Source organism: Candidatus Poriferisodalis sp. (assembly GCF_965215815.1).
Taxonomy (GTDB): domain Bacteria; phylum Actinomycetota; class Acidimicrobiia; order Acidimicrobiales; family Poriferisodalaceae; genus Poriferisodalis.
Window position 1 is genome coordinate 505,272 of the sequence record NZ_CBDCEO010000013.1, and the last position, 19,818, is coordinate 525,089.

18 protein-coding genes and 3 pseudogenes are annotated in these 19,818 nt (G+C 65.6%); 11 read left to right on the top strand and 10 right to left on the bottom strand.

The window, feature by feature from the left end; genetic code table 11:
* Positions 1-194: 194 nt before the first annotated feature.
* From ACOOHB_RS12140 to ACOOHB_RS12155, 4 genes are all read right to left on the bottom strand, one after another.
* Complete coding sequence (locus ACOOHB_RS12140; RefSeq protein WP_420445102.1) at positions 195-1,871, bottom strand: HNH endonuclease; 1,677 nt, start codon at positions 1,869-1,871, stop codon at positions 195-197.
* Between the two features lie 475 nt (positions 1,872-2,346).
* Positions 2,347-2,733 (bottom strand): type II toxin-antitoxin system VapC family toxin, encoded by a 387-nt coding sequence (locus ACOOHB_RS12145; protein WP_420445103.1) that lies wholly within the window; start codon positions 2,731-2,733, stop codon positions 2,347-2,349.
* Positions 2,730-2,972 (bottom strand): type II toxin-antitoxin system Phd/YefM family antitoxin, encoded by a 243-nt coding sequence (locus ACOOHB_RS12150; RefSeq protein ID WP_420445104.1) that lies wholly within the window; start codon positions 2,970-2,972, stop codon positions 2,730-2,732. Before ACOOHB_RS12150 ends, ACOOHB_RS12145 begins: the two co-directional genes overlap by 4 nt.
* A gap of 110 nt (positions 2,973-3,082) precedes the next feature.
* The gene (locus ACOOHB_RS12155; RefSeq protein WP_420445105.1) at positions 3,083-4,000 is read right to left on the bottom strand and encodes a hypothetical protein; all 918 of its coding nucleotides are present in this window, start codon (positions 3,998-4,000) and stop codon (positions 3,083-3,085) included.
* A 258-nt stretch (positions 4,001-4,258) separates the two neighbouring features.
* Here ACOOHB_RS12155 and ACOOHB_RS12160 point away from each other — a divergent pair, with 258 nt between their 5' ends.
* The gene (locus ACOOHB_RS12160) at positions 4,259-4,573 is read left to right on the top strand and encodes a hypothetical protein (RefSeq protein ID WP_420445106.1); all 315 of its coding nucleotides are present in this window, start codon (positions 4,259-4,261) and stop codon (positions 4,571-4,573) included.
* Positions 4,574-4,713: 140 nt separating this feature from the next.
* On the opposite strand, the gene ACOOHB_RS12165 is transcribed toward ACOOHB_RS12160, so the two are convergent.
* Positions 4,714-5,019 (bottom strand): helix-turn-helix transcriptional regulator, encoded by a 306-nt coding sequence (locus tag ACOOHB_RS12165; RefSeq protein ID WP_420445107.1) that lies wholly within the window; start codon positions 5,017-5,019, stop codon positions 4,714-4,716.
* 3 nt (positions 5,020-5,022) lie between these two features.
* The gene (locus tag ACOOHB_RS12170) at positions 5,023-5,280 is read right to left on the bottom strand and encodes a hypothetical protein (RefSeq protein ID WP_420445108.1); all 258 of its coding nucleotides are present in this window, start codon (positions 5,278-5,280) and stop codon (positions 5,023-5,025) included.
* 105 nt (positions 5,281-5,385) lie between these two features.
* Here ACOOHB_RS12170 and ACOOHB_RS12175 point away from each other — a divergent pair, with 105 nt between their 5' ends.
* Positions 5,386-5,931 (top strand): DUF488 family protein, encoded by a 546-nt coding sequence (locus ACOOHB_RS12175; RefSeq protein WP_420445109.1) that lies wholly within the window; start codon positions 5,386-5,388, stop codon positions 5,929-5,931.
* 32 nt (positions 5,932-5,963) lie between these two features.
* On the opposite strand, the gene ACOOHB_RS12180 is transcribed toward ACOOHB_RS12175, so the two are convergent.
* The gene (locus tag ACOOHB_RS12180) at positions 5,964-7,661 is read right to left on the bottom strand and encodes a hypothetical protein (RefSeq protein ID WP_420445110.1); all 1,698 of its coding nucleotides are present in this window, start codon (positions 7,659-7,661) and stop codon (positions 5,964-5,966) included.
* A 143-nt stretch (positions 7,662-7,804) separates the two neighbouring features.
* On the opposite strand from ACOOHB_RS12180, the gene ACOOHB_RS12185 reads away from it, so the two are divergent.
* Both ACOOHB_RS12185 and ACOOHB_RS12190 read left to right on the top strand, forming a co-directional pair.
* Positions 7,805-8,572, top strand: coding sequence for a gamma-glutamyl-gamma-aminobutyrate hydrolase family protein (locus ACOOHB_RS12185; RefSeq protein ID WP_420445111.1), 768 nt, complete (start codon positions 7,805-7,807; stop codon positions 8,570-8,572).
* Between the two features lie 16 nt (positions 8,573-8,588).
* Complete coding sequence (locus ACOOHB_RS12190) at positions 8,589-10,175, top strand: acyltransferase family protein (RefSeq protein WP_420445112.1); 1,587 nt, start codon at positions 8,589-8,591, stop codon at positions 10,173-10,175.
* On the opposite strand, the gene ACOOHB_RS12195 is transcribed toward ACOOHB_RS12190, so the two are convergent.
* A complete protein-coding gene (locus tag ACOOHB_RS12195; protein WP_420445113.1) occupies positions 10,132-11,160 on the bottom strand; it encodes an LLM class flavin-dependent oxidoreductase in 1,029 nt (342 codons plus the stop codon). The two genes, ACOOHB_RS12190 and ACOOHB_RS12195, sit on opposite strands and share 44 nt — an antisense overlap.
* A gap of 188 nt (positions 11,161-11,348) precedes the next feature.
* On the opposite strand from ACOOHB_RS12195, the gene ACOOHB_RS12200 reads away from it, so the two are divergent.
* The 7 genes and pseudogenes from ACOOHB_RS12200 to ACOOHB_RS12230 all read left to right on the top strand — a co-directional run.
* On the top strand, positions 11,349-13,064 hold the full coding sequence (locus ACOOHB_RS12200) for a flavin-containing monooxygenase (RefSeq protein ID WP_420445114.1): 1,716 nt from the start codon (positions 11,349-11,351) through the stop codon (positions 13,062-13,064).
* A gap of 178 nt (positions 13,065-13,242) precedes the next feature.
* The gene (locus ACOOHB_RS12205; RefSeq protein WP_420445115.1) at positions 13,243-13,974 is read left to right on the top strand and encodes a hypothetical protein; all 732 of its coding nucleotides are present in this window, start codon (positions 13,243-13,245) and stop codon (positions 13,972-13,974) included.
* A 6-nt stretch (positions 13,975-13,980) separates the two neighbouring features.
* On the top strand, positions 13,981-14,646 hold the full coding sequence (locus ACOOHB_RS12210; protein ID WP_420445116.1) for an RES family NAD+ phosphorylase: 666 nt from the start codon (positions 13,981-13,983) through the stop codon (positions 14,644-14,646).
* Positions 14,647-14,767: 121 nt separating this feature from the next.
* The gene (locus ACOOHB_RS12215) at positions 14,768-15,940 is read left to right on the top strand and encodes a thiolase C-terminal domain-containing protein (protein ID WP_420445117.1); all 1,173 of its coding nucleotides are present in this window, start codon (positions 14,768-14,770) and stop codon (positions 15,938-15,940) included.
* A gap of 24 nt (positions 15,941-15,964) precedes the next feature.
* Positions 15,965-16,384, top strand: a complete 420-nt coding sequence (locus tag ACOOHB_RS12220) for a Zn-ribbon domain-containing OB-fold protein (RefSeq protein WP_420445118.1) — start codon at positions 15,965-15,967, stop codon at positions 16,382-16,384.
* A 269-nt stretch (positions 16,385-16,653) separates the two neighbouring features.
* A pseudogene (locus tag ACOOHB_RS12225) lies at positions 16,654-17,157 on the top strand (molybdopterin cofactor-binding domain-containing protein); the annotation flags it as partial.
* A 48-nt stretch (positions 17,158-17,205) separates the two neighbouring features.
* Positions 17,206-17,749, top strand: a pseudogene (locus tag ACOOHB_RS12230) (molybdopterin cofactor-binding domain-containing protein); the annotation flags it as partial.
* Between the two features lie 2 nt (positions 17,750-17,751).
* On the opposite strand, the gene ACOOHB_RS12235 reads toward ACOOHB_RS12230, so the two are convergent.
* Positions 17,752-18,144 carry a hypothetical protein gene (locus ACOOHB_RS12235; RefSeq protein ID WP_420445119.1) on the bottom strand — a complete coding sequence of 131 codons (393 nt, stop codon included), beginning with the start codon at positions 18,142-18,144 and terminating at the stop codon, positions 17,752-17,754.
* A gap of 267 nt (positions 18,145-18,411) precedes the next feature.
* Positions 18,412-19,506 (bottom strand): annotated as a pseudogene (locus ACOOHB_RS12240) (MFS transporter); the annotation flags it as partial.
* Positions 19,507-19,818: the final 312 nt, after the last annotated feature.

The following is a 19,818-nucleotide window of genomic DNA, read 5'->3' on the forward strand; positions in this document are numbered from 1 at the left end:
TTCCGGTACCGGTAAGGCCGCGATTGTTGCATCGCCGGGAACTGGAAGGCGCGCCCCGCGCTAGTTCTGTGACCACAAACGTTCGCGCTGCCGCCCGGTGTGAGGCTGGCAGATGCGCCGCCGGGTGTGACGATGTGGTTGGCGTCGGTGGGGGTCGTGGTGGGTGTGTCGCCAGCCGCAACACAGGAGTGGGGTCACGGTGGTGCTGTGGGTGTTGTGTTGTTGGTCTGGCCGGTGGTGTTCGTGCGGGGTGTTGTGGTCCAGCGACGGGGGGCGAGTCGGCGCTCGAGGCGTTGGTTGTTGTTGTGGAGCTTGTTGTGGCAGTCGTTGCAGAGGGCTGCGAGATTCGGGATGTCGGTGGTGCCGTTGTCGGCTTTCCATTCGTTGATGTGGTGGTCGTCGCAGCGGTGCATGGGGGCGCGGCACAGCACGCAGCCGCGGTCGCGTATCGCGACCGCGAGATGTTGGGCGATGCTGGCGTGTCGACGGCTGCGTCCGAGCCACAGGACTTCTCCGTTGGCGTCGAACAGTGCGCCGTGGATGCGGGTGTCGGGTGAGAGGTTGTCCAGGATCGCGGGCGGGACGGGTCCGGCGCCGAGGAGTTCGCACGTTCCGTCGGGGTTGGTGCCGTCGATGACGCCGATCTCGGCGATGACGATGAGCTGGTTGGGTGCTTGCGCGGGCCGCCACCGATCGATCGAGCGGCCCGCCGGGCTGTCGAAGACGCCATCGCCGCCGGCGTCGTTGCCGTGGCCCCGGTCGGTGTCTCTGCGTCCGTCGTGGTCGGCATCGTTGCGGTGGCCCCGGCCGGTGTCGCTGCGGTGGCCCCGGCCGGTGTCGCTGCGGTGGCCCCGGTCGGTGTCGCTGGGTCTGGGGTGTTCGCCGTTGGTTTGTGGGCGGCGGGCGGTGTTGGGGGTGTGTGCGGCGGGGTGGTCGATGGTGGCCAGGGCGTTGCGGTCGGTGACCATCTCGAACAGGCTGTCGGCGAGGCGTTGGCGGTTGTCGCGGATCTGGCCCGGGGTGCCGTCGCGTCCGCCGTCGAGACGCCACAGGGCGTCGTTGTAGTTCTCGAGCGCCTGGCGCATCAGTGCGAAGCTGACCGGGTCGAACTCGGCGTGCAGCACACCCATCCCAGTCGACTCATCGACGAACAACGACGCGCAACGCTCACGGCGCTGACGGCCCAGCTCACACTCAGCAGCCTCGGGATCGTGACGGGCCACAAACGCTTTGGCCTGTTCGCGCAGCTTCTCAGGCGACACGACCGCCGCGGCTTCGAGCAGCTCTGCAGCGGTGTCGACCGCGTCGGGGTTGGTGCGCCGCGCAGCGTCGGCGAGCACCGCAGCGTGCTCGGCGTTCAGCTCGCCCGCCGCGAGGCCGCGAGCCACGTTCGGCATCTGCGCGACCTGCTCGCTGGACTCGACGGTGCGCTTGGCGTTGCGCTTGCTCAGCCGCGCTCGGCCCACCAGCGCGCTGCGGCCCGACCCCACACGGGCGGCTTCGAGCGCAGCAGTCGCTGAGAGCACCACCGCGTCCGCGGCTGAACGCAGCCGAGACGCAACGTCGACGACATCGCCAAGCAAGTCGCAGCCCGCATCGTCCAACGGCACCCGCGACGCCCGCGCGACAACGTCACGCGCCCCGCACAACACCGACAACACACCCTCAACCGGCAACACCGGCTCAGCGGACTCGGCTCGAAGCGATGCGGGCTCGACCGGCGACACCGGCTCAGCGGGCTCGGCTCGAAGCGATACGGGCTCGACCGGCGACGACAGCACGGGCGGAGCGGTCACGGCCGCGTCGCTCGCCGGCATCGAGCCAGTCGGCATAGCCGCCGCCGAGACACTGCGAACGTCTGAGCGCTTCATGACAATGACTGTAAATGGGGGGTGTAACACGAAAGCCCTCGAACCTCTCTGCAACTGCATCACCGCACCCAAGCCGACGCCGGCAAGACCCCGACACACCTCACACACCACACACCGCACACACCTCACTCGTCATGGCCGCGTGCCCCCGCCCAATGGCCGAAACCGCACGAGCAGGTCGTGCCGCGCCGGCAATCGTGCTGTGCGCACGCACGTACCCTCGCTCCCAACCGATGCAGCCTGCATGGACTGGTAAGGACTGCGAACCGCCAGCACCCGGCTCACCGACGACAGCGCAAACGCTTACGCGCCCCTCGCTAGTCGTGACAACCGGGGACGTTGTCGATGGGTTGGCGGTGATGTTGGGTCCGTTCATATCGCCGAGGCCAACGTCGGCCGCTCCTGGCACCAAGTCGCCGACGCCGAAGGCGTCACGCTGCGTGTCGAACCATGCGACCGGTCTTGAGGCAAACGATCAGATGACCTGGATTGGCCCCGGATAGCGACCGATGACGCTGTCGGCAGAGAGCAGTGTCAGCCCTTCGGCGTGGGCCTGTGCGATCAGGAGTCGATCGAACGGGTCGCGGTGAATGTCAGGCAACACGTCGACCGCGGCGGCGTGCGCCCCGGTCACCGGGAGCTCGACGTAACCGTGCTCAAGCAAGCCTCGCCGAAGTACACGGGGATCGACGCTGAAATCTGCACGGCCGAGACCGTTCTTGATTGCGATTTCCCAGATCGACGCGGCGCTGAACGTCACAGCGACAGCGGGATCTTCAAGCATCTCCTGCGTGCTCCGCGCGAGGCGTTCGGGTTCCCCGGCCGCCCAGAGCAGCACGTGGGTGTCCAAGAGAAGGCTCACTCGGGACCTTCGAACAAGTCGGAGATGTCTTGATCGCCCATGCGGTCGAAGTCCTCTGGGACGGCGATGCCCGATAGGAAGCCGGTGCGGCGCGCGGCAGCCGGGTCGGGTGCAGTGACCGACATCACCTTGACGAGCGGCTTGCCTGCGCGAGCGATCACGAACGGCTCGCCCTCACTCGCTGCCTGAACCAGTCGCGAGAGATGCGTCTTGGCCTCATGCATGTTGACAACTCGCACGTCCAACTCCGTGTTCAAACTTAGTTCAGTCACCTTAGTCTAGTTCTCTTCCGCCCAAGCTGCGGCCTCACTGGCTGGGCGGCCCAATCAGACTCGGAGTCAGAGGGGCGCTAGCTGTCTTCGATCTCGATGAGGATGCGGCAGTGGTCGCTGGGTCCCCACTCGTCAGGCGAGTTCAGGGCGCGGACCGTGATCTGCTCGTGAAAACCCCGCGAAGCGAAGACGTAATCGAGCTGGTTCAGGGCCGTCTCCGGCTTCTTCGAATTGGAACGAAACGTCGGAACATTGCGTGTGTCAGACGGAAGACCCGGTGGTGTCGGGTCGGCCTGAAGACCGCCATCAGGAGCACGCGGACCCAGGAATTCCAAACCCAGCGCGTCCATGCGCGCGAACACGGTCCGATCACGGGCGGGCAGTACCAGTCGGTTGTCATCTGTGGCACCAAGGAACGTGTTGAGGTCGCCCGCCGCGAGTATGCGGTGCGTCGAGGGATTGGTACTGCCGATGAATGCCGACAGGTCGGAGATGATCCGATGCGCAGAGCCGTCTGAGTAGCCCACACCCCACTTGCTATGCGTTGATGGGTGAGGCGAAATCCAGCGGGCATACATGGAGATCACCACGAACGGCAGCCCACTGCGCGGCCTCACTCGAGCTGCTGCGACGGTGCCGATACCGCTGACAGCGATCTCGTCGTCGAGTACCCAGCCGATAGGGCTGACCTGCCGGAACCAGTCGATGTCAACACGGTTGGACAGCTTGATCACCTTCGACCATCGGTCATACAAGTTGTCGAAGCGCTGCTGCGTCCGGCGATCGTGCCAGCGCGAATTCCAGATGTGCGCGTCCCAATGCTCATCGGGCCCGGCGTCGATCTTGCGACCAGGACCGACGTCGTCTCTGTCAGCGACGTTCTCGGGCACATCACCCGCTTCTTGGAGCAACGCGACATCCGCACCCATGTCGACCAGCTCGCGCCACGGAGCGTGCCGCTTCGCAATGTTCCAATTCACAACCCTTGTCACCATGCTCGGCGACCGTACTGGCGGGCTGTGACAACTTCCCAACAGTGGTTCCGAACGTTCGACGGCCAGCTGCGAGGCCGCGTACCGCTGCATCGGCCAGCGGACCTCACAGGGCGAAGTGGTCGGAACTCGGAGTCCTGCGGCTGAGGCTTCGCGGAACCGATGCTGAACGACATCGTCTGTCGAAACGACGCTGCCCTGTGCCAAGGCCCGACACAAAACCGTTGGCTCGCGACCCAAGTGGCGCTTACGCTGGCCGACATGGACGCGGGCGTCGAATTCGGGCACCCGGCAGCCGTGCTTGATGCGCTCCGCAAGGCGGATCGATGTGACGCTCCGTTGCCGGAGTCATGCCGGGAACTGATGCGCGCTGCCCGATTGTCCGGCGCGTCCTGGAACCTGATCGGCGACGCCGTCGGCCTGACGGGAGCGCAAGCTCGCAATCGTTTCGTCCGGTCATCTCCCGCTGCATCCGTCTCGCCTGCAAGTGCGGCAGGCAGTCTCGGCGACGAAGAGGTGATGGCACTCGCGGTGTCCGAGTCGAAGGCGGTCCGACGCCAGCGTGCCAATCGCTAAGTCGATCGCCGGACAATGCGAGCGGTGCTGGACGCCAATGTGCTCATTTCGGCGGCCATCGGATTCGGGCCCCCTCGGCGCGTGCTTCATCTGTGGCGAACATCTCGCTCGTTCGAGTTGATTGCGTGCCCGCGACGCCGCTACCTGCGGTACGAAGCCTCAAGCCGGCTCCAGAGGCTGGCAGGCACGCCAGTCACCCGTTCAAGGCTGAGCGCCGTCTCGTCGGTGATCGGCTCAATACCCGCAGCGAGCTCGTCGATGTGCTTGGTCGACAACTCAGTGCGAGCCGCAAGCTCGGCTTGGGTCATGTCGTGTTCGTCAAGCCACTCTCTCAAGGTCTCGCCAGGCGAGTAGACGACATCGGGTTCGTAGGCGTAGTGCGTATCGGCTCTTGTGCCCATGCGGTCCTCTTCCCATGTGTCGTCGAGCAACGCCTCTGATGTCACTCGTCACAAACCAAGTGCAGCCATGAAGACCTCGGCCTCTGCTGCGGTAATGTCGTCGTCCCGCAATACCTCGACGCTGTAGATCGGGTCTACGCCCTGTGCCTCAGCTAGCTCAGCGACCGACTTCGTGTCCCAGAAGTCGCCGACGGACAAACTGAGCTCAAGCTGATCCGCTCGCAAGATCGCGATGAGGTCGACCGCGTCCGCCTGACCGAGGCTTGCTTGCTCCCCCGCGAGACGAAGGACCAATCGGGTTCCCACGTGCTCATTGTCGCATGCGGCAGTCACAGCGCAACCTCAGCGCCGACAACAACGCAAGTCGAACGGCGTGCCACGCTAACGCAGCGACCAGAGAGGGTGGCCGAAGTGAGCAATCCTGTCGAATTGTGGTCGATCGGCCATTCCAATCACGGGCCGGAGCGCTTCGTTGAACTGCTGCAACAGCACGGCATCGAGGCAGTCGCCGACGTCCGTTCGCAGCCGTACAGTCGCTTTTCGCCTCACTTCAGGCAGACGGCACTGCGGCAACTGCTGGCCGAGGCCGGTCTCGGCTATGTGTTCTTGGGCCGCGAGCTGGGCGGGCGTCCTCCGGAGCCAGATCTGTACGACGACGCCGGCAATGTGCTCTACGACCAACTCGCTCAGACAGAGCGCTTCGCCGATGGCTTGCAACGTCTGCTCGACGGTGCAGTGAAGCAGCGTGTGGCCATGATGTGCAGTGAAGAAGACCCGACGCGCTGCCACCGTCGGCTGCTCATCACCCAAGCACTGCTCGAGCGGGGTGCCCCACCGACGGTCATTCACATCCGAGGGGACGGACGCCTCGTCGCCGAGGCCGAAGGCGGCCACAATGAAGCGGACGAGAGCGAACAGCTCACGTTCTTCGAGACGCCGTCTGCCTCAGCCCAGTGAGCTTGCGTGGGTGCGCCAAGGTGTGCGGTGGGTCAGTTGTCCTCGCAGATGGCTGACATCACGCTTGTAGCGACAGCATTGGCGACGACCTGCGAAGCAGCGAGCACCTCGCCGTACAACCCCTCGCACTCGAACCACACGCCGATCCGTTCGGGACTGCGGCGGATTCCCGGCAATTCCGAATGCGGGTTCTCGACGGCGTCGAAGAAACGACGCGGCTCGCTGCGCTCGAGTGCGATCCAGGCCTCGATCGTCGTTCCACCGGCCCGGCCCCGGACCGAGAACTCAGCTTCGACCTCAACCGAATGCTGGACGGCGACCACGTCGTACCGGGCCTCCCGCAGGACCGCCTCGACAACATCCAGCATCGCCCAGTATTCCGGCGAACGCGTCGGTGCGGGAACCACGATCGAGTACGCCCAGTGGCTGGCAGGTGTATCGGAGCCGTGGAATAAGAGGCGCTGGCCGTCAGCGTTCCACTGCAGCGTCGGCACCACGCTGGGCGAAGCCTGCTCGAGACTCTCCACCGCAATCACATGCTGATCCCCGGGATACAGCCCCGGCAGGTCACTGACCACGATCTTCGTTCTGCCGTCGAACCAGTCCCGGAATACTGCGACTCGCGAACCATTTGGGGACCACGATGCACCGCGCCCAACTACGCCTGCGAGCCGCTCGAACTCAACGGCGTCATTCAGTCCCAACTGCATCAGCGAGCCGCCCGAGCGATAGCTGACCGATTCGCCGTCAGGGGACCAAGACGGCGCGGACTCGTGCTCACTGCCGGCAGTCAGCACTTGCTCGCTCCCGGTGTTGACATCCACCACCGCGATGTACTGGTCGAATTGGCCCGTGGCAGACTCCTCGCTGGCCCGTGCTCGGCGTGAGAAGGCGATCCGCGTCCCGTCGGGTGACCAGGCTGGATCTTGGTCCAAGACCTCACCGTCCGTGACTTGTGCGAGACCGAGGGCATCGGGCTGGACGATGTAGATGTGGCTCGCTCGATCCCCGTCGACAATCGCGCCCTGCGAGAAAGCGATCCATTGGCCATCGGGTGACCACGCCGGCGCACTCAGACCATGCTGAGCGGTGAGAAACGGCAGATCGCTCGTGCCATCGGCATCCGCCACCCACAGCGTGCTCCCAACCCGGAACACCATTCTCCGGCAGTCCGTCGCCCACGACAGGTAGTCAACGCCCTCCGGTTTCGTGCTGGCAAACCGCAGTGGAAGCTGGAATCGGGTCGCCGAGAAGCTGCCGTCACAGAATTGCGCGGGCGGACCAGGCTCATCGGACCGGACTCGGCTGGGGATGTGCGGCTCGACACCCGAGACCGGGTGCTCTGGTTCACCGAAAGCCCTCGACGGCTCTGCACCGGTTTCGTCGCCGGCACCTGCTCGCTCGTCGCCTGAGATGTCCGGCTCCGGCGGCGCCGGTGTGTCCGATTCGGCTGTCGTCGCCTCCGGCGCCGCTGGATCATCGGGAGAGGATCCGTCCGCGCTCTCGACGTCTGCATCTTCTGCCGGCTCGGCATCGTCGCTAAGACGGTCCGGACCAAGCTGCGAATTGACGGCAACAGCGGCAATGAGCAGGACGCCGGCAACGGTCGCGACCAGCCACCAGTGCTTGCGAGGCCCATCAGTGCCCTGCCGGATCTCGACCGTCGACGACCCGCCATCGGTCGGCTCCAGCGGTACCAGCACCACCGGGTCCTTGGGCTCAGCAGGCACTTCTGGATGCCTCCTGTCGTCTCTCCCGATCCCGCCCACCGCGGCGGTTCGGGCACAGCACCACCATGGGCCCGACCGTACTGGCGCACACCGGTGAGCGAACCGTCAGAGGGGGTTCAAAACGGCTCATCTAGGGTGGACGGGTGCCGAAACCGCTGATCGGGCTTGTCGGACGCCGACGCAAGGGATCGCGAATCGGTGGCTTCCCCCCGGTGTTCACCGATGTCGAAGTGGACCTGTACATCGCCCACTACGCCCAGGCCGTGAACGCGGCGGGCGGCATTGCGGTTTACCTGCCGCTCGACGCTGACCCCACAGACATTGCGCCCCGACTCGACGGAGTGCTGCTCACCGGCGGCGAGGACGTGGCTGCGAGCCTGTACGCCGACCGGCTGGTCACCGAAGCTGGGGACGGGTCCGGTGCCAGCGCCCCGAACGCCTTCGACACACCCGACGACGCTGTCGTGCCAGACGGCCAGATACCGCTGCGCGACGCCTTCGAGCTCGAGTTGCTCGACGCCGCCGTGACCGCCGACGTGCCGGTGCTGGGCATCTGCCGCGGCATCCAGTTGATGACGGTCGCGGCCGGCGGCACGCTGCACCCCCACCTGCCCACCCACGCATTTGTGGACGGGCCGCCCGACGCAACACCGCACGTCGTGACCACCACCGAGGGCAGCGAACTACGACGCCTGTACGGACCCGAGGTCGCCGTCAACTCCTTGCATCACCAGGCTGCCGACCAGCTTGGCGACGGCTACATCGCCACCGCCCACTCCCCCGACGGGATCATCGAAGGCATGGAGCACGCCGAGCTGCCGATCATTGCCGTGCAATGGCACCCCGAACTGATGACCGGTGCGCTGGCCGACCCGTCATTCCGCTGGCTGGTCGATCACGCCAGCCGTTGAGCGCAGGGTCGAGCCTGTGACCCAAATCGACGCCGGCACAGCTCCGCCGCTCGGAGCACCCAGCGCGCCCACACCCGACCCCCGCCGCCACGACCTTGACGCCCTGCGGGGCTTCGCCATGCTGCTGGGCATCATCCTGCACGCCACCCTGGCGTTCTTTCCCTCGTTCTGGCCGGTGACTGACGGCCGCGCCAGCCTCGCCGGGCCGTTCGACGAGATCCTCTGGATCATCCACGGCTTCCGGATGCCGGTCTTCTTCCTGCTCAGCGGCTACTTCACCGCGATGCTGTGGCGCCGGCGGGGCGTGGCGAGGCTGATCTCCCACCGGGCCCGCCGCATCGGCCTGCCGCTGCTGATTGGCGTGTTCACGATCGTCCCCCTGATGGACGCCACCACGGAGTGGGCCTACACCTCCGGCATCGACGACGACAGTGATCTCTTTGCCGCTGCTTACTTCGGCGATGTGCTCGCAGCCGAGTTGATTCTCGACGGCGGCTTCGACGTCAACGCCGTCAACCCCGCAGATCCAAACGAGAACACGGCACTGCACCTGGCAGCGGTCACCAACGAGGCCGAGGTGGCTGAACTGCTGCTGGAACGCGGCGCGAACTTCAACGCCCGCAACGCCGACTTTGCGACGCCGCTCGATGTAGCCGTCTACTTCGGGCATCCCGAAGCGGCCGAGGCAATCGTCGCCGGCGGCCACATCGACTACCGCCCGCCCGGGGGCGACTGGGACGAGATCTCCTTTTGGGGCGACGGTGCCGCCGACTCGCCCTTTCACCAGCGTGTCGGCAACGGAGAGTCCGGCGAGGACGACATCGGCCTCTCCAGCTGGGTGACCAGCTTCCATCACCTGTGGTTCCTGTGGTTCCTGTGCTGGTACATGGCGGCATTCGCGGTCGTGGCCCCGTTCTTCGACATCGTCACGCGGCGCCGGAAGCAATCGGACCGCCCGCACAGCAAGCTGGGCTCCGCACTGATCTGGCTGGCGGTCCCGCTGACGTTGCTGCCGCAATTGGCAATGGGCGATGGCGGCCAATTGCCGGTGTTCGGTCCTGACACGTCGGCGGGCCTCGTTCCTGTCCCGCATGTCCTGGCCTACTACGCGCTGTTCTTCGCTTTCGGGGCCCTGATCTACGGCCGCCGCACACCCGCCGGCGAGCTGATGTCAGACCGGCTGGGACGCCACTGGCGCTGGGCGCTGCCCGTCACGTTCGTGGTGGTGCTGCCCATCGGGCTCGGACTCACGTTCGAAGACGGCCCATGGCCGGTCGCCGCTGCTTTCCAGGCCGCCTACGCCTGGGGCATGTCGCTGGGCCTGATCGGGTTGTTCAGCGTGATGCTCGGTCGGGAGCGCCGTTGGGTGCGCTACCTGTCCGACTCGTCGTACTGGCTCTACGTCGCGCACCTGCCGCTGATCATCGTGCTGCAGGCCTGGGCACGCAGCACCGATCTGCCACGTGGCATCGAATTCACCGCCATCGTCGCGGGCGCAACGGTTGTCCTGCTGGCGAGCTACGCCATTGCCGTTCGCCACACACCCATCGGCTGGCTGCTCAACGGCCGCCGCCCTCTACGGCGGCGCGCACCCGCGGGATGACATTGCGAGCGAGCCGTTCGAGCGAGGCGTTGAACAGCGACGGGGCCATGCCGGGCGAGGCACCCCAAGTGCACACGTCGGTGAAGCCGAAGCGCGTGATGAAGTCGACCAGCTCGGCGACGCAATGGTCCTCATCACCGACAATCCACGTCTGGGGAATCGCGCCCTTTGACAGGTCGAAGGCGGTGAACGTGTCGGGCGTTTCGGCAAAGAACTTGGCGTACACCCCGAGCCGGTAACGCTCCGCTGGCTTGATCGGGTTCCACTCACGCTCGACGTCGTCGGTCACGAAGACCGAGCGGATGATGCCCACGCGATAGTCGTCAGGGTCACGTCCGGTCGACCGCAGCTCCGCTTTCCATGGCTCCACCACCACATCAGGGGCGCCCTGGGGCAACAGGTGCGTGTCGAACCGGGCGGCCCGCACAGCCGCGTTGGAGCTCATGCCCGCAATCCACAGCGGCGGTCCGCCGGGCTGCACCGGCACCGGCGTCACCAGCAGGTCGTCGAACTGGTAGCGCTTGCCGTGGAAACTGAACGGCTCGCCCTTCCACGCCAAACGCAGGATCTGCACCAGCTCCTCAGTCAGCGACACCCGGCGGGACTGCGGGATCCCGAAGCCTCGGAACTCGTGGGCCGCATAGCCCATCCCGATGCCCAGCTCGATGCGCCCGTTCGAGATGTTGTCGAGAATCGCCAGGTCTTCGGCCAGCCGGATCGGATGGGCGAACGGCGCCAGCAGGATGTCAGTCGATATGCGGATGTTCGACGTGCGAGCGGCAACAGCCCCCGCTACCGGCACGAAGTTCGGGAGGTGGCCGTCATCGAGGAAATGATGCTCGGTGAACCACGCCAGATCGAAGCCGAGCTCGTCGGCCATCTCGAGCTGGTCAAGTGCCTGTGCGTACATCTCCCGCAGCGACACCTCGCTGCCCGGCGGGCTGCGCAAATCGTGGACGACACCGAATCGCAGGGGTTGAGGCATCCCCGGAGACTACGACCGAGCCGGTCGACCAGCCAGAGGTGACGCGCCTCGCCGTCCCAGGGTCGTTCGGAGGCGATTCGACTACCGTGGACAGGCGGGTCACGGGCAATGCCTAACGCTTGGCTGCTCGCTCGGCGAGGCACAGCCGGGCGCGACGACCCGATCAAGATCGCGAAGGGGAACAGCTCATGGCGCAGGGAACGACGAACGGCACGACCAACGGTTCGCAGGTCGCCTCAGCGTCGGGGACCGGCATGGGGGACTACGAGGTCATCATCATCGGGGCTGGCGTCGCCGGCATCTACCAGATGTACCGACTCGCTGAGCGCGGCGTCCACGCGACCGTGCTCGAGATGGGCAGCGACCTGGGCGGCACGTGGTTCTGGAACCGCTACCCCGGCTGCCGCTTCGACTCCGAGAGCTACACCTACGGCTACTCGTTCTCCGACGAACTGCTCGACGAGTGGCACTGGCAAGAGCGCTTCTCGGGCCAGCCCGAGAACCTGCGCTACCTCAACTACGTCGCCGACAAGTTCGACCTGCGCAAGTACATGCAGTTCGATTGCACGTTGGAATCGGCGCACTTCGACGACACCCACAACATGTGGCGGCTGCACCTTGCCGACGGTCGCGACCTGTCCTCCCGCTTCCTGCTCACCGCACTGGGCCTGCTGTCGGCGCCCACCTATCCACGCATCGAAGGCGTCGACGCCGACGGCACCGATGTGTTCCGTGGCCCGTCGTTCCACACCTACCACTGGCCGGCCGAACCGGTTGAGATCAAGGGCAAGCGGGTCGCCGTCATCGGCACCGGCGCCACGGGCGTGCAGGCGATCGCCGCCATCGGCGAGCAGGCCGAGCACCTGACGGTCTTCCAGAGGCGCCCGAACTGGTGTGCACCGCTGCACAACAGCGAGATCTCCGATTCCGAGATGGCAGGCATCAGGGCCCGTTACGACGAGATCTTCGACAAGTGCGCCCGCACCCCCGGGGGTTTCGAGCATGAGCCAGACCGTCGCGGCTTCTGGAACGTGCCGCCCGAAGAGCGCCGAGCGATGTGGGAGAAGCTGTACGGCGAGCCGGGATTCGGCATCTGGATGGCCAACTTCCGCGAGATCTTCTTCGACGAGGAGGCCAACGCCGAGCTGTCGGCGTTCATTGGCGACAAGATCCGCGAGCGGGTCGACGATCCGGTCATCGCCGAGAAGCTCGTCCCCAAAGACCACGGCTTCGGCGTGCAGCGGGTCCCGCTCGAGACGCACTACTACGAGACGTACAACCGGCCGAACGTGAACATGGTGGACTTGCAGGAAACGCCGATCACCAAGATCACGCCGACCGGCATCCAGACCACCGACCAGCACTACGAGTTCGACCTGATCGTCTACGCCACAGGATTCGACGCCATCACAGGCGCCTTCGACCGGATCGACTTCCAGGGCAGCGGCGGCCTGAAACTGAGCGACAAGTGGGGAGACGGGCCCGTCACCTACATCGGTTTGATGGTCAACGGATTCCCCAACCTGCTGACCATCGCCGGTCCGCAGAGCGGCTCAGCGTCCACCAACTACCCGCGGGGCATCGAGATCGGCGTCGACTGGGTGACCGGCATTCTCGACTACATCTGGGAGAACGGCTACACCCGCTTCGAGGCCAACGAAGACGCCGAGCGGGATTGGACCAACCACGTCGTCGAGATGTACTCCATGATGCTGATGCGCAAGGCCCAAGGCTGGTTCACGGGCTACAACTCGAATGTCGACGGACACGAGAAGGGCACCATCCGCCACCTCGTGTACAACGGCGGCGCGCCGAAGTACAAGCGCCGCATCGACGAGATCGCCGACCACGACTACGAGGGCGTGACCTTCAGCACTGAACGTTCGCCGGTCGCCGTCGGCTGACGCAGGACCTATGCGTCACACGACTCATGTTTCGACAATTGCCGACATCGTCGTGACATCCGTGGCCTTTGCGACGGCCTGACAGCCAAGCACCGGTGGGATTCGGTATTCCCGGCGACAGTCTGACGTTCCTGACGATACAATGTGATGGTGGATCCGTCAGCGTAGGACATGTTCTGTGACGAATGAACTGAAGGCACACGAGCAGTTCCTGGAACTGAGCGCCCAACTCAGCGACAAGGAATTCGCGGACGCGGTCGTGTCGGCTGCATCTGAACGATACGCAGACCGCTGGCGCTGCATGGCAGCAATCTTGGTCGCGCTCCAAGATGAGTGGCCAGCGGCCGATGCGGACTATTTGGACGCAGCCGCACTCGTCGCTGCGAGTCACCGAGCATTCGTCGATCGCGCGCCGTACCTTCGAAATCTGCTGCTCTTCGTCGCGGCCCAAAGCGATATCGCCCACCAACTTGGCGGCGAGCCGCGAAGGGTTCTCGACCACATCGAACAGTCGCTCATGAACCGCACGAGGCTTCAGGGCGAGGCAATCCGTGCCATCTGGGACGAGCCAATGCTGCAAGCACGGGATGCGGCCACGGCACTCGGGTCAGAACCGACGAACCGGGAGCGAGTTCGCCAGCTCCGTTTGCGTTCGGAGTTGCTCGGATTGCGTCACGGACGGGGCTACCTATATCCAGCGTTCCAGTTCGATCCCGAACGACGCTGCGTTGACACCACGGTTGGCGCGGTCAACCAACACTTGCGCGCCGTTGACGACCCGTGGGGTGTCGCATCGTGGTGGTTCAGCGTCAATGACCGCCTCAATGCCCGCCCTTGCGAACTCGTGGCAGCCGACCGCGACGACGATCTGCTTGCCGTCGCGAACGCCGTCACCGAGCCCGTCGGGTAGGCGGGATTGCCGCCAGAGCAGGCACCGTCGGCCCACTACGACGGCACGCCGCACCGATTCCGTCTTCTGAGCGGCACTCGCCTAACTCGGCTGCACAGCACCGAGTTCTCCGTCACGGAATTCAATCCGACCGTTGCTCGCAACCCTTTGCAAGGTGGGCGCTTCGACTCGTCGCCTGACGATCCGTACTCCTTCTTGTACGCCGCGCTGGACGATCGCACCGCCGTTTCCGAGACGCTGCTTCGCGACCTCCCATTCGATGACCGCGGCGCCCGTTTGTTGCCGCGCGCCAAGCTCTCAGGCCTGCGAATCGGCTGGATGAACGTGGCCGTCGATCTGGACCTGGTCGACCTGCGCTCCGGCCGTTCGTTGGCGGCTGTCGGACAAGACACCTGGTTGACCGGTGGGCCAGCATCGGCCTATGGGATGTCACGTCGCTGGGCAGCGGCCATTCGATCATGGGCACCATGGGCGAGTGGCCTCGCTTGGCGCTCCCGACGGGAACCTGAAGGCTTCGCCTTGGTGCTGTTCGGTGACCGTGTCTCAGACGACTGTCTCGAAGCGACCGAAGATGCCTCACCGCTGACATCTAGCGAGCGAGATCTCGGTACGGGCGTCGGAGCTCTCTACCTCGAGCAGATTCTCGCTGACTACCGCGTTGCCCTCATGTGATCAACGACGACTGAGAGCTCATAGGCCGCTCCACAGGAACTCCTGCCAATAGATCTGCCACACTCAACGGGATCGCTGGACGGACTCGATCTCCCACCACGTCCAGCAGGTGAGGTGAATCGTGGACATCTCCGGAGCTGCTGCCATTGTCGGGGTTGCCGAGACCGACTACATGCGTGGCACCTCGCTGAGCGTGCCCGAATTGGTACTGGAAGCGACCATGGCCGCCATCGCCGATGCCGGACTGGATCCCAGCGAGATCGACGGCATCCTGCCGCCCCCGGGATTCATCTCGGCCGAGGAGATCGCCGCCAACCTCGGCGCTGACGACATCCGCTACGCCGTCACGGTGCACATGGGGGGCGCCAGCCCGGTAGCAGCGCTGCAGTCAGCCACGATGGCCATCGCCGCGGGCGTCGCCACCAACGTCGTGATCACCGTGGGCTGGAACGGCTACTCGGCAATGCGGCCCCGGCCCGAGACACGTCCGACCAAGCGTCGCCTGGAGCCGGGACCGTTCGTGGACGTGAGCCGCAACTTCTATGCGCCCTACGGCGTGCGTTCGGCTGTGCAGTGGTACTCGATGTACATCCAGCGCTACGTGGACCTCTACGACGTCGAGCCGACCGATGCCGCTCAGGTTGCGTTGACCTGCCGCGAGCATGCGCACCTCAACGACAAGGCGCTCATGGGCGGGCGGCCGATGACCATGGAGGACTACCTGGCCTCACCGCTCATCACCGAGCCGATGCGCAAGTTCGACTGCTGCCTGGAGACCGACTGCGCGGCTGCAGTGGTGCTGACCTCGCCCGAGCGAGCGAAAGACCTGCCCCATACGCCGGTGCTGTGGCTGGGCGGCGCCGAAGGGCACCCGTACCCCGCCGACGAGATCACCAACCGGCCCGACATGCTCCGCTTGGGCCTCGACTCCGCAGCTCCCCGGGCGTTCGCAATGGCGGGCGTGCAGCCGTCCGACATGGACTTCCTGCAGATCTACGACTGCTTCACCTACGTCGTGCTGATGGAGCTTGAGGCCATCAGCATGTGCCCGAAAGGCGGTGCAAAGGAATTCGTGGCCGACGGGAACATCGCGCTCGGCGGCCGATTCCCGATGAACACCCATGGCGGCTTGCTGTCCCAAGGTCACGCATGGGGCCTCAACCACGTCGTCGAAGCGGCCCGACAGCTGCGCCGCGAGGCCGGCGACGCCCAAGTGCGCGACGCCGAAGTGGGGCTGGTGACCGGATACGGCGACCTCGGCGACGGCAGCATTGCCGTGCTGGCCCGGGGCTGAACCGGTGCCGATGAGGCCGATGCGATGACCACTGCCAAGCCGGCCCGCAAGTACGTGCCCAAGCCCGAGGGGCTCAACCTTGAGTTCCACCTGGCGTGCCTCGAAGCGGGAACGCTCTGTGTTCAACGATGCTCGGACTGCGGGCAATTCCGCCACCCGCAGCGCTGGTACTGCCCGTCGTGCCACAGCCGCAACTACGACTTCGCACCCGTTTCGGGCAGTGGCCACATCTACTCCATGGCCGTCAACCACTTCACGGTCGATAGAGGCTGGGTCGACGAGCTGCCCTACATCACCGCAGTCGTGGAACTCGACGAAGGGCCCCGCGTGGTCGGTTCGCTGCGCGACGTGCAGCCGGGCGAGGCGAGTCTCGGCCAGCAAGTGCACGTCTCCGTCGAGCCAAGAGGCGAAGAATTCGCCTACATCTGGGTCGACACGGTTTGAGAGGCCCGTCAACGCAGCTTGACCGGTCAGCGCTGACTACTCTCCGGCCGTCGCGAACCGGGGCCGCAGCTCGGTTCCGTTTCGCCGCCTGATCATCACACGACACCGCATTCGGAGAATCTCCCCACACATGAGCATGATCGGCACCCGCGTAGAACGCAAAGAAGACCCTGAACTCCTCACCGTACGAACCGCTCGACCCGCTGCTGGACACCGCCGAGTCTGCGCTCAACGAACGGCTGCTGTTCCCCGAGGCCGAGACCAACACGGTGTTCGCAATCCCGTCGGGCCCACAGAACGGGCAGGATCCCTTCGCCGACTGCGAGGTCACCGTCGAACTGGCGTTTTGCAACCCTCGGATGACGGCAGCCCCCATCGAGCCTCGTGCTGCGGTTGCCTCCTGGGACGCTGGCACACAGCGGCTCACCTATTGGGCCTGCACCCAGTTCCCGCACCAGACCCGGGACACGATGTCCGCGTTCTGCGGGCTCGAGCCCAGCCAGGTCCATGTCATCACGCCTGATGTCGGCGGGGGCTTCGGCGCCAAGAACGCCCAATACGTCGAAGACTTCGTGGTGGCCCGCCTTACCTGCCGCCTCGGGGGCAGCCGCGACGGCAACGTGACGGCATACGAGGTGGACGCACTGCAGGACGCCGGCGCCTACCCGATGATCGGGTCACTGCTGCCCATGTTCGTCCGCACGATGGCGACGGGCGTGTACGACATCCCGAACGTGGCGGTGTCCACGAATTCCGTTACAACGAACACTGCGCCGGTGGGCGCGTACCGGGGAGCTGGGCGCCCGGAGGCCGCTTTGGCGATCGAGCGGATCGAAGTGCGCCACGGGCACACCGACGAGGTCAAGCGCGGCGGTGGGACTGGTGGCTCCCGCTCGCTTCAGACCGGCGGGGCCGCAGTCTTCCAATCAGCGAAAGCGGTGATCGAACAGGCCAAGCAAGCCGAGAGCGACTTCCAGCCACCGGCGGCCACCTTCCCGTTCGGAGTGCAGCTCTCAGTCGTGGAGGTGGACCGTGATACCGGACAGGTCACCCCGCGGCGCCATGTGACGTGCGACGACGCTGGTGTCATCGTCAACCCGATGATCGTGGAAGGCCAGGTGCATGGCGGTGTCGCCTCTGGCATCGCCCATGCACTCGGCGAGGTGTTCGTCTATGACGACGACGGCAACCCCGCTCGGTGCCAAGGGCATCGGCGAGTCCGGCACCATCGGCGCCACGCCGGCGGTACAGAACGCGGTGGTGGATGCGCTGTCGCACTTGGGAGTTCGCCACGTCGACCTTCCCTGCACCCCCGAACGGGTCTGGCGGCACTTGACGCCCTCCGGGCAGCCGTCTGGGTCGTAGTTCTAGGCGAACGCCGGCAGGTCGATCCCGTCGAGGTGCTGGCTTGTCAGGTTCAGCATCGTCGTGCCGCGCTCGCGGGAACGCGGTACAGGGTCGTGTGGCCAAACAAGACCGAGCGCGTCGTTGAGGCTGTCGAGAATCTCCGAGAGGCGACCTGTGAGCTCGGGTGCACCGATCGAGACGAGCACTCCGAAGGAAATCGAGAGCTCCCCTGTGCTGGCCTGCCCCGACACCATGGGATCTATGAGGCTGTCGTCGTCGTGGAGATGGTCCGCCGTGCCGCTCACGAAATCGACAAATTCGTCGTACGTGAGAGGTCGAGCTCCGTCAGCGTCGACACGGCTGAGGGTGCCGGTGATCGTCACTTCGGTATGTGGTCCGCTCGCCTTGCTCATCACGCTCATCTCCCGCTCTTGCATCGGTTGAACTTCGCTCGGGTGTTCTTGATGCCTCGCCGGTCTGAGGGTGTGGACCCAACTGTAACGACGCACTGGCAGTCGCATGGGCACAGCGCCAAGAAGTGCTTCTTCATCTTCTTCACCCGCCAACCGCGGTCTTGCTTCTCGCAACAGCGATCGTAATCTTGATTGGTGTGCCGTGGTCGCTGAGGCATCAGTGCCTCCTCGGTCTGCCAGCCGCTCATTCGGACCGCGTGAAGCTAGTCATGGGGTCAGCTCACAGGGCAAAGCAATTTGCCGGGATCGCAATGTCGTCGCCCGCGGTTCAGGGCTGGCCGCTGGTGTCCAGCCGGCTGGCCAACACGGCCACGATGGACCGCCGACCGCCGCCGAGCCGAGATAGGCCGCGGTCGGGCTGGCCGAAAAAACCGGCAGCCAGATGACCGCGCCCAGCGCGTGACCCCCGAATCGAAGCGACAGGGTGAACGACAGCGCGCCGGCACGGTTGTCGGGGGCAGCAACCGAGGCGAGCGACTGGAAGCTGACCACCACGGACTGCGTCGCGGCACCGGTGACGAACCACAAGATCGCCAGCGACCATGTCGTCTGTGCGGCGGGGAGCAGCGCCACGAGTCCCGAGCAGACAGCAATCGCGATGGTGGCCGCTTGTCTCCCGCCCAAGCGGTCGAGCATGATCCCCCACGTTGGTGCAGCAAACATGCCGGCCAATCCTCCGCCGAACAAGAGCCAGCCGACCTGTGAACCCGTCAATCCGATGACATCGCGGCCACTCAAACCGACCAGGACCCTTGCCCCGACGGGTCCAAGTGCACTCAGCAACGCGGTGGCCGCGAGCAGAAGCGTCGGGCGGCGAAGCAGGGAACGCAGGCGAGGCGGTGAGCTCAACGCCTGGAGCGGATCTGATGCGCCGTCATCGGCGGCGTTCGGCAGCAGCAACGCAATGGCCGCACCGATGACGGCCGTCGCCACATAGGCCAAGCGCCAGTTCACATCGGCGCCGTAGCCGCCCACAACCGGGGCGGCCAGCTGTCCGAGCGCTTGACATGCTGCGTAGCGGCCAACGATCCGACCGATGCGACCCGATGGTGCCGTCTCGGTCAATGTCGCCAGCAGCAGCGGCGTGATGAACGCGTTCATCGAGCCTTGTCCGACCCGGGCCGCCAGAAACCACAGGTACGAAGGCGCCACGGCGCACGCAGCGGTCGCTACCGCGTACAGCGCAACGGCAGGGCGCAATACCCGGGCTCGGCCCCAGCGGTCGGCAATCGTGCCCGACACCAGCAAGAGTCCCGCGAACGGCAGCAGGTAGCACCACAACGCCCACCCGATCTGGCCCGTCGTGACCGAGAAGGTGGCGCAACTCTGGGATCATCGGCAGCATCACGAAGGTGCCGAGCGGCCCCATCATGCCGCCGAGGTAGAGCAGCACCCGACGCCACTCTCCCCTCGCCCCCCGTCCATCCATAAGCGCCCGCACGCTAGTTCCGGGCCGTCGAGCGAGGCCGCTCAGCACTGGTTGCCGGTGCCCGCCCGACGGGCGCTGCGGCTCTTGGGACCTCGCGCCTAGCATCGCTCGCACGGCATTCCGGCGGGGCCCGTCTGCTCACGGGGGGAGAGCGAGCGACCCCGCCGGGTGCACACCACAGCACA

Bases quoted from the DNA above. Each gene is read 5' to 3' on its own strand.
- ACOOHB_RS12140 (WP_420445102.1), bottom strand. From the start codon at position 1,871: ATGAAGCGCTCAGACGTTCGCAGTGTCTCGGCGGCGGCTATGCCGACT.
- ACOOHB_RS12155 (WP_420445105.1), bottom strand. From the start codon at position 4,000: ATGGTGACAAGGGTTGTGAATTGGAACATTGCGAAGCGGCACGCTCCG.
- ACOOHB_RS12160 (WP_420445106.1), top strand. From the start codon at position 4,259: ATGGACGCGGGCGTCGAATTCGGGCACCCGGCAGCCGTGCTTGATGCG.
- ACOOHB_RS12195 (WP_420445113.1), bottom strand. From the start codon at position 11,160: ATGCCTCAACCCCTGCGATTCGGTGTCGTCCACGATTTGCGCAGCCCG.
- ACOOHB_RS12200 (WP_420445114.1), top strand. From the start codon at position 11,349: ATGGCGCAGGGAACGACGAACGGCACGACCAACGGTTCGCAGGTCGCC.
- ACOOHB_RS12220 (WP_420445118.1), top strand. From the start codon at position 15,965: ATGACCACTGCCAAGCCGGCCCGCAAGTACGTGCCCAAGCCCGAGGGG.
- ACOOHB_RS12235 (WP_420445119.1), bottom strand. From the start codon at position 18,144: ATGAGCAAGGCGAGCGGACCACATACCGAAGTGACGATCACCGGCACC.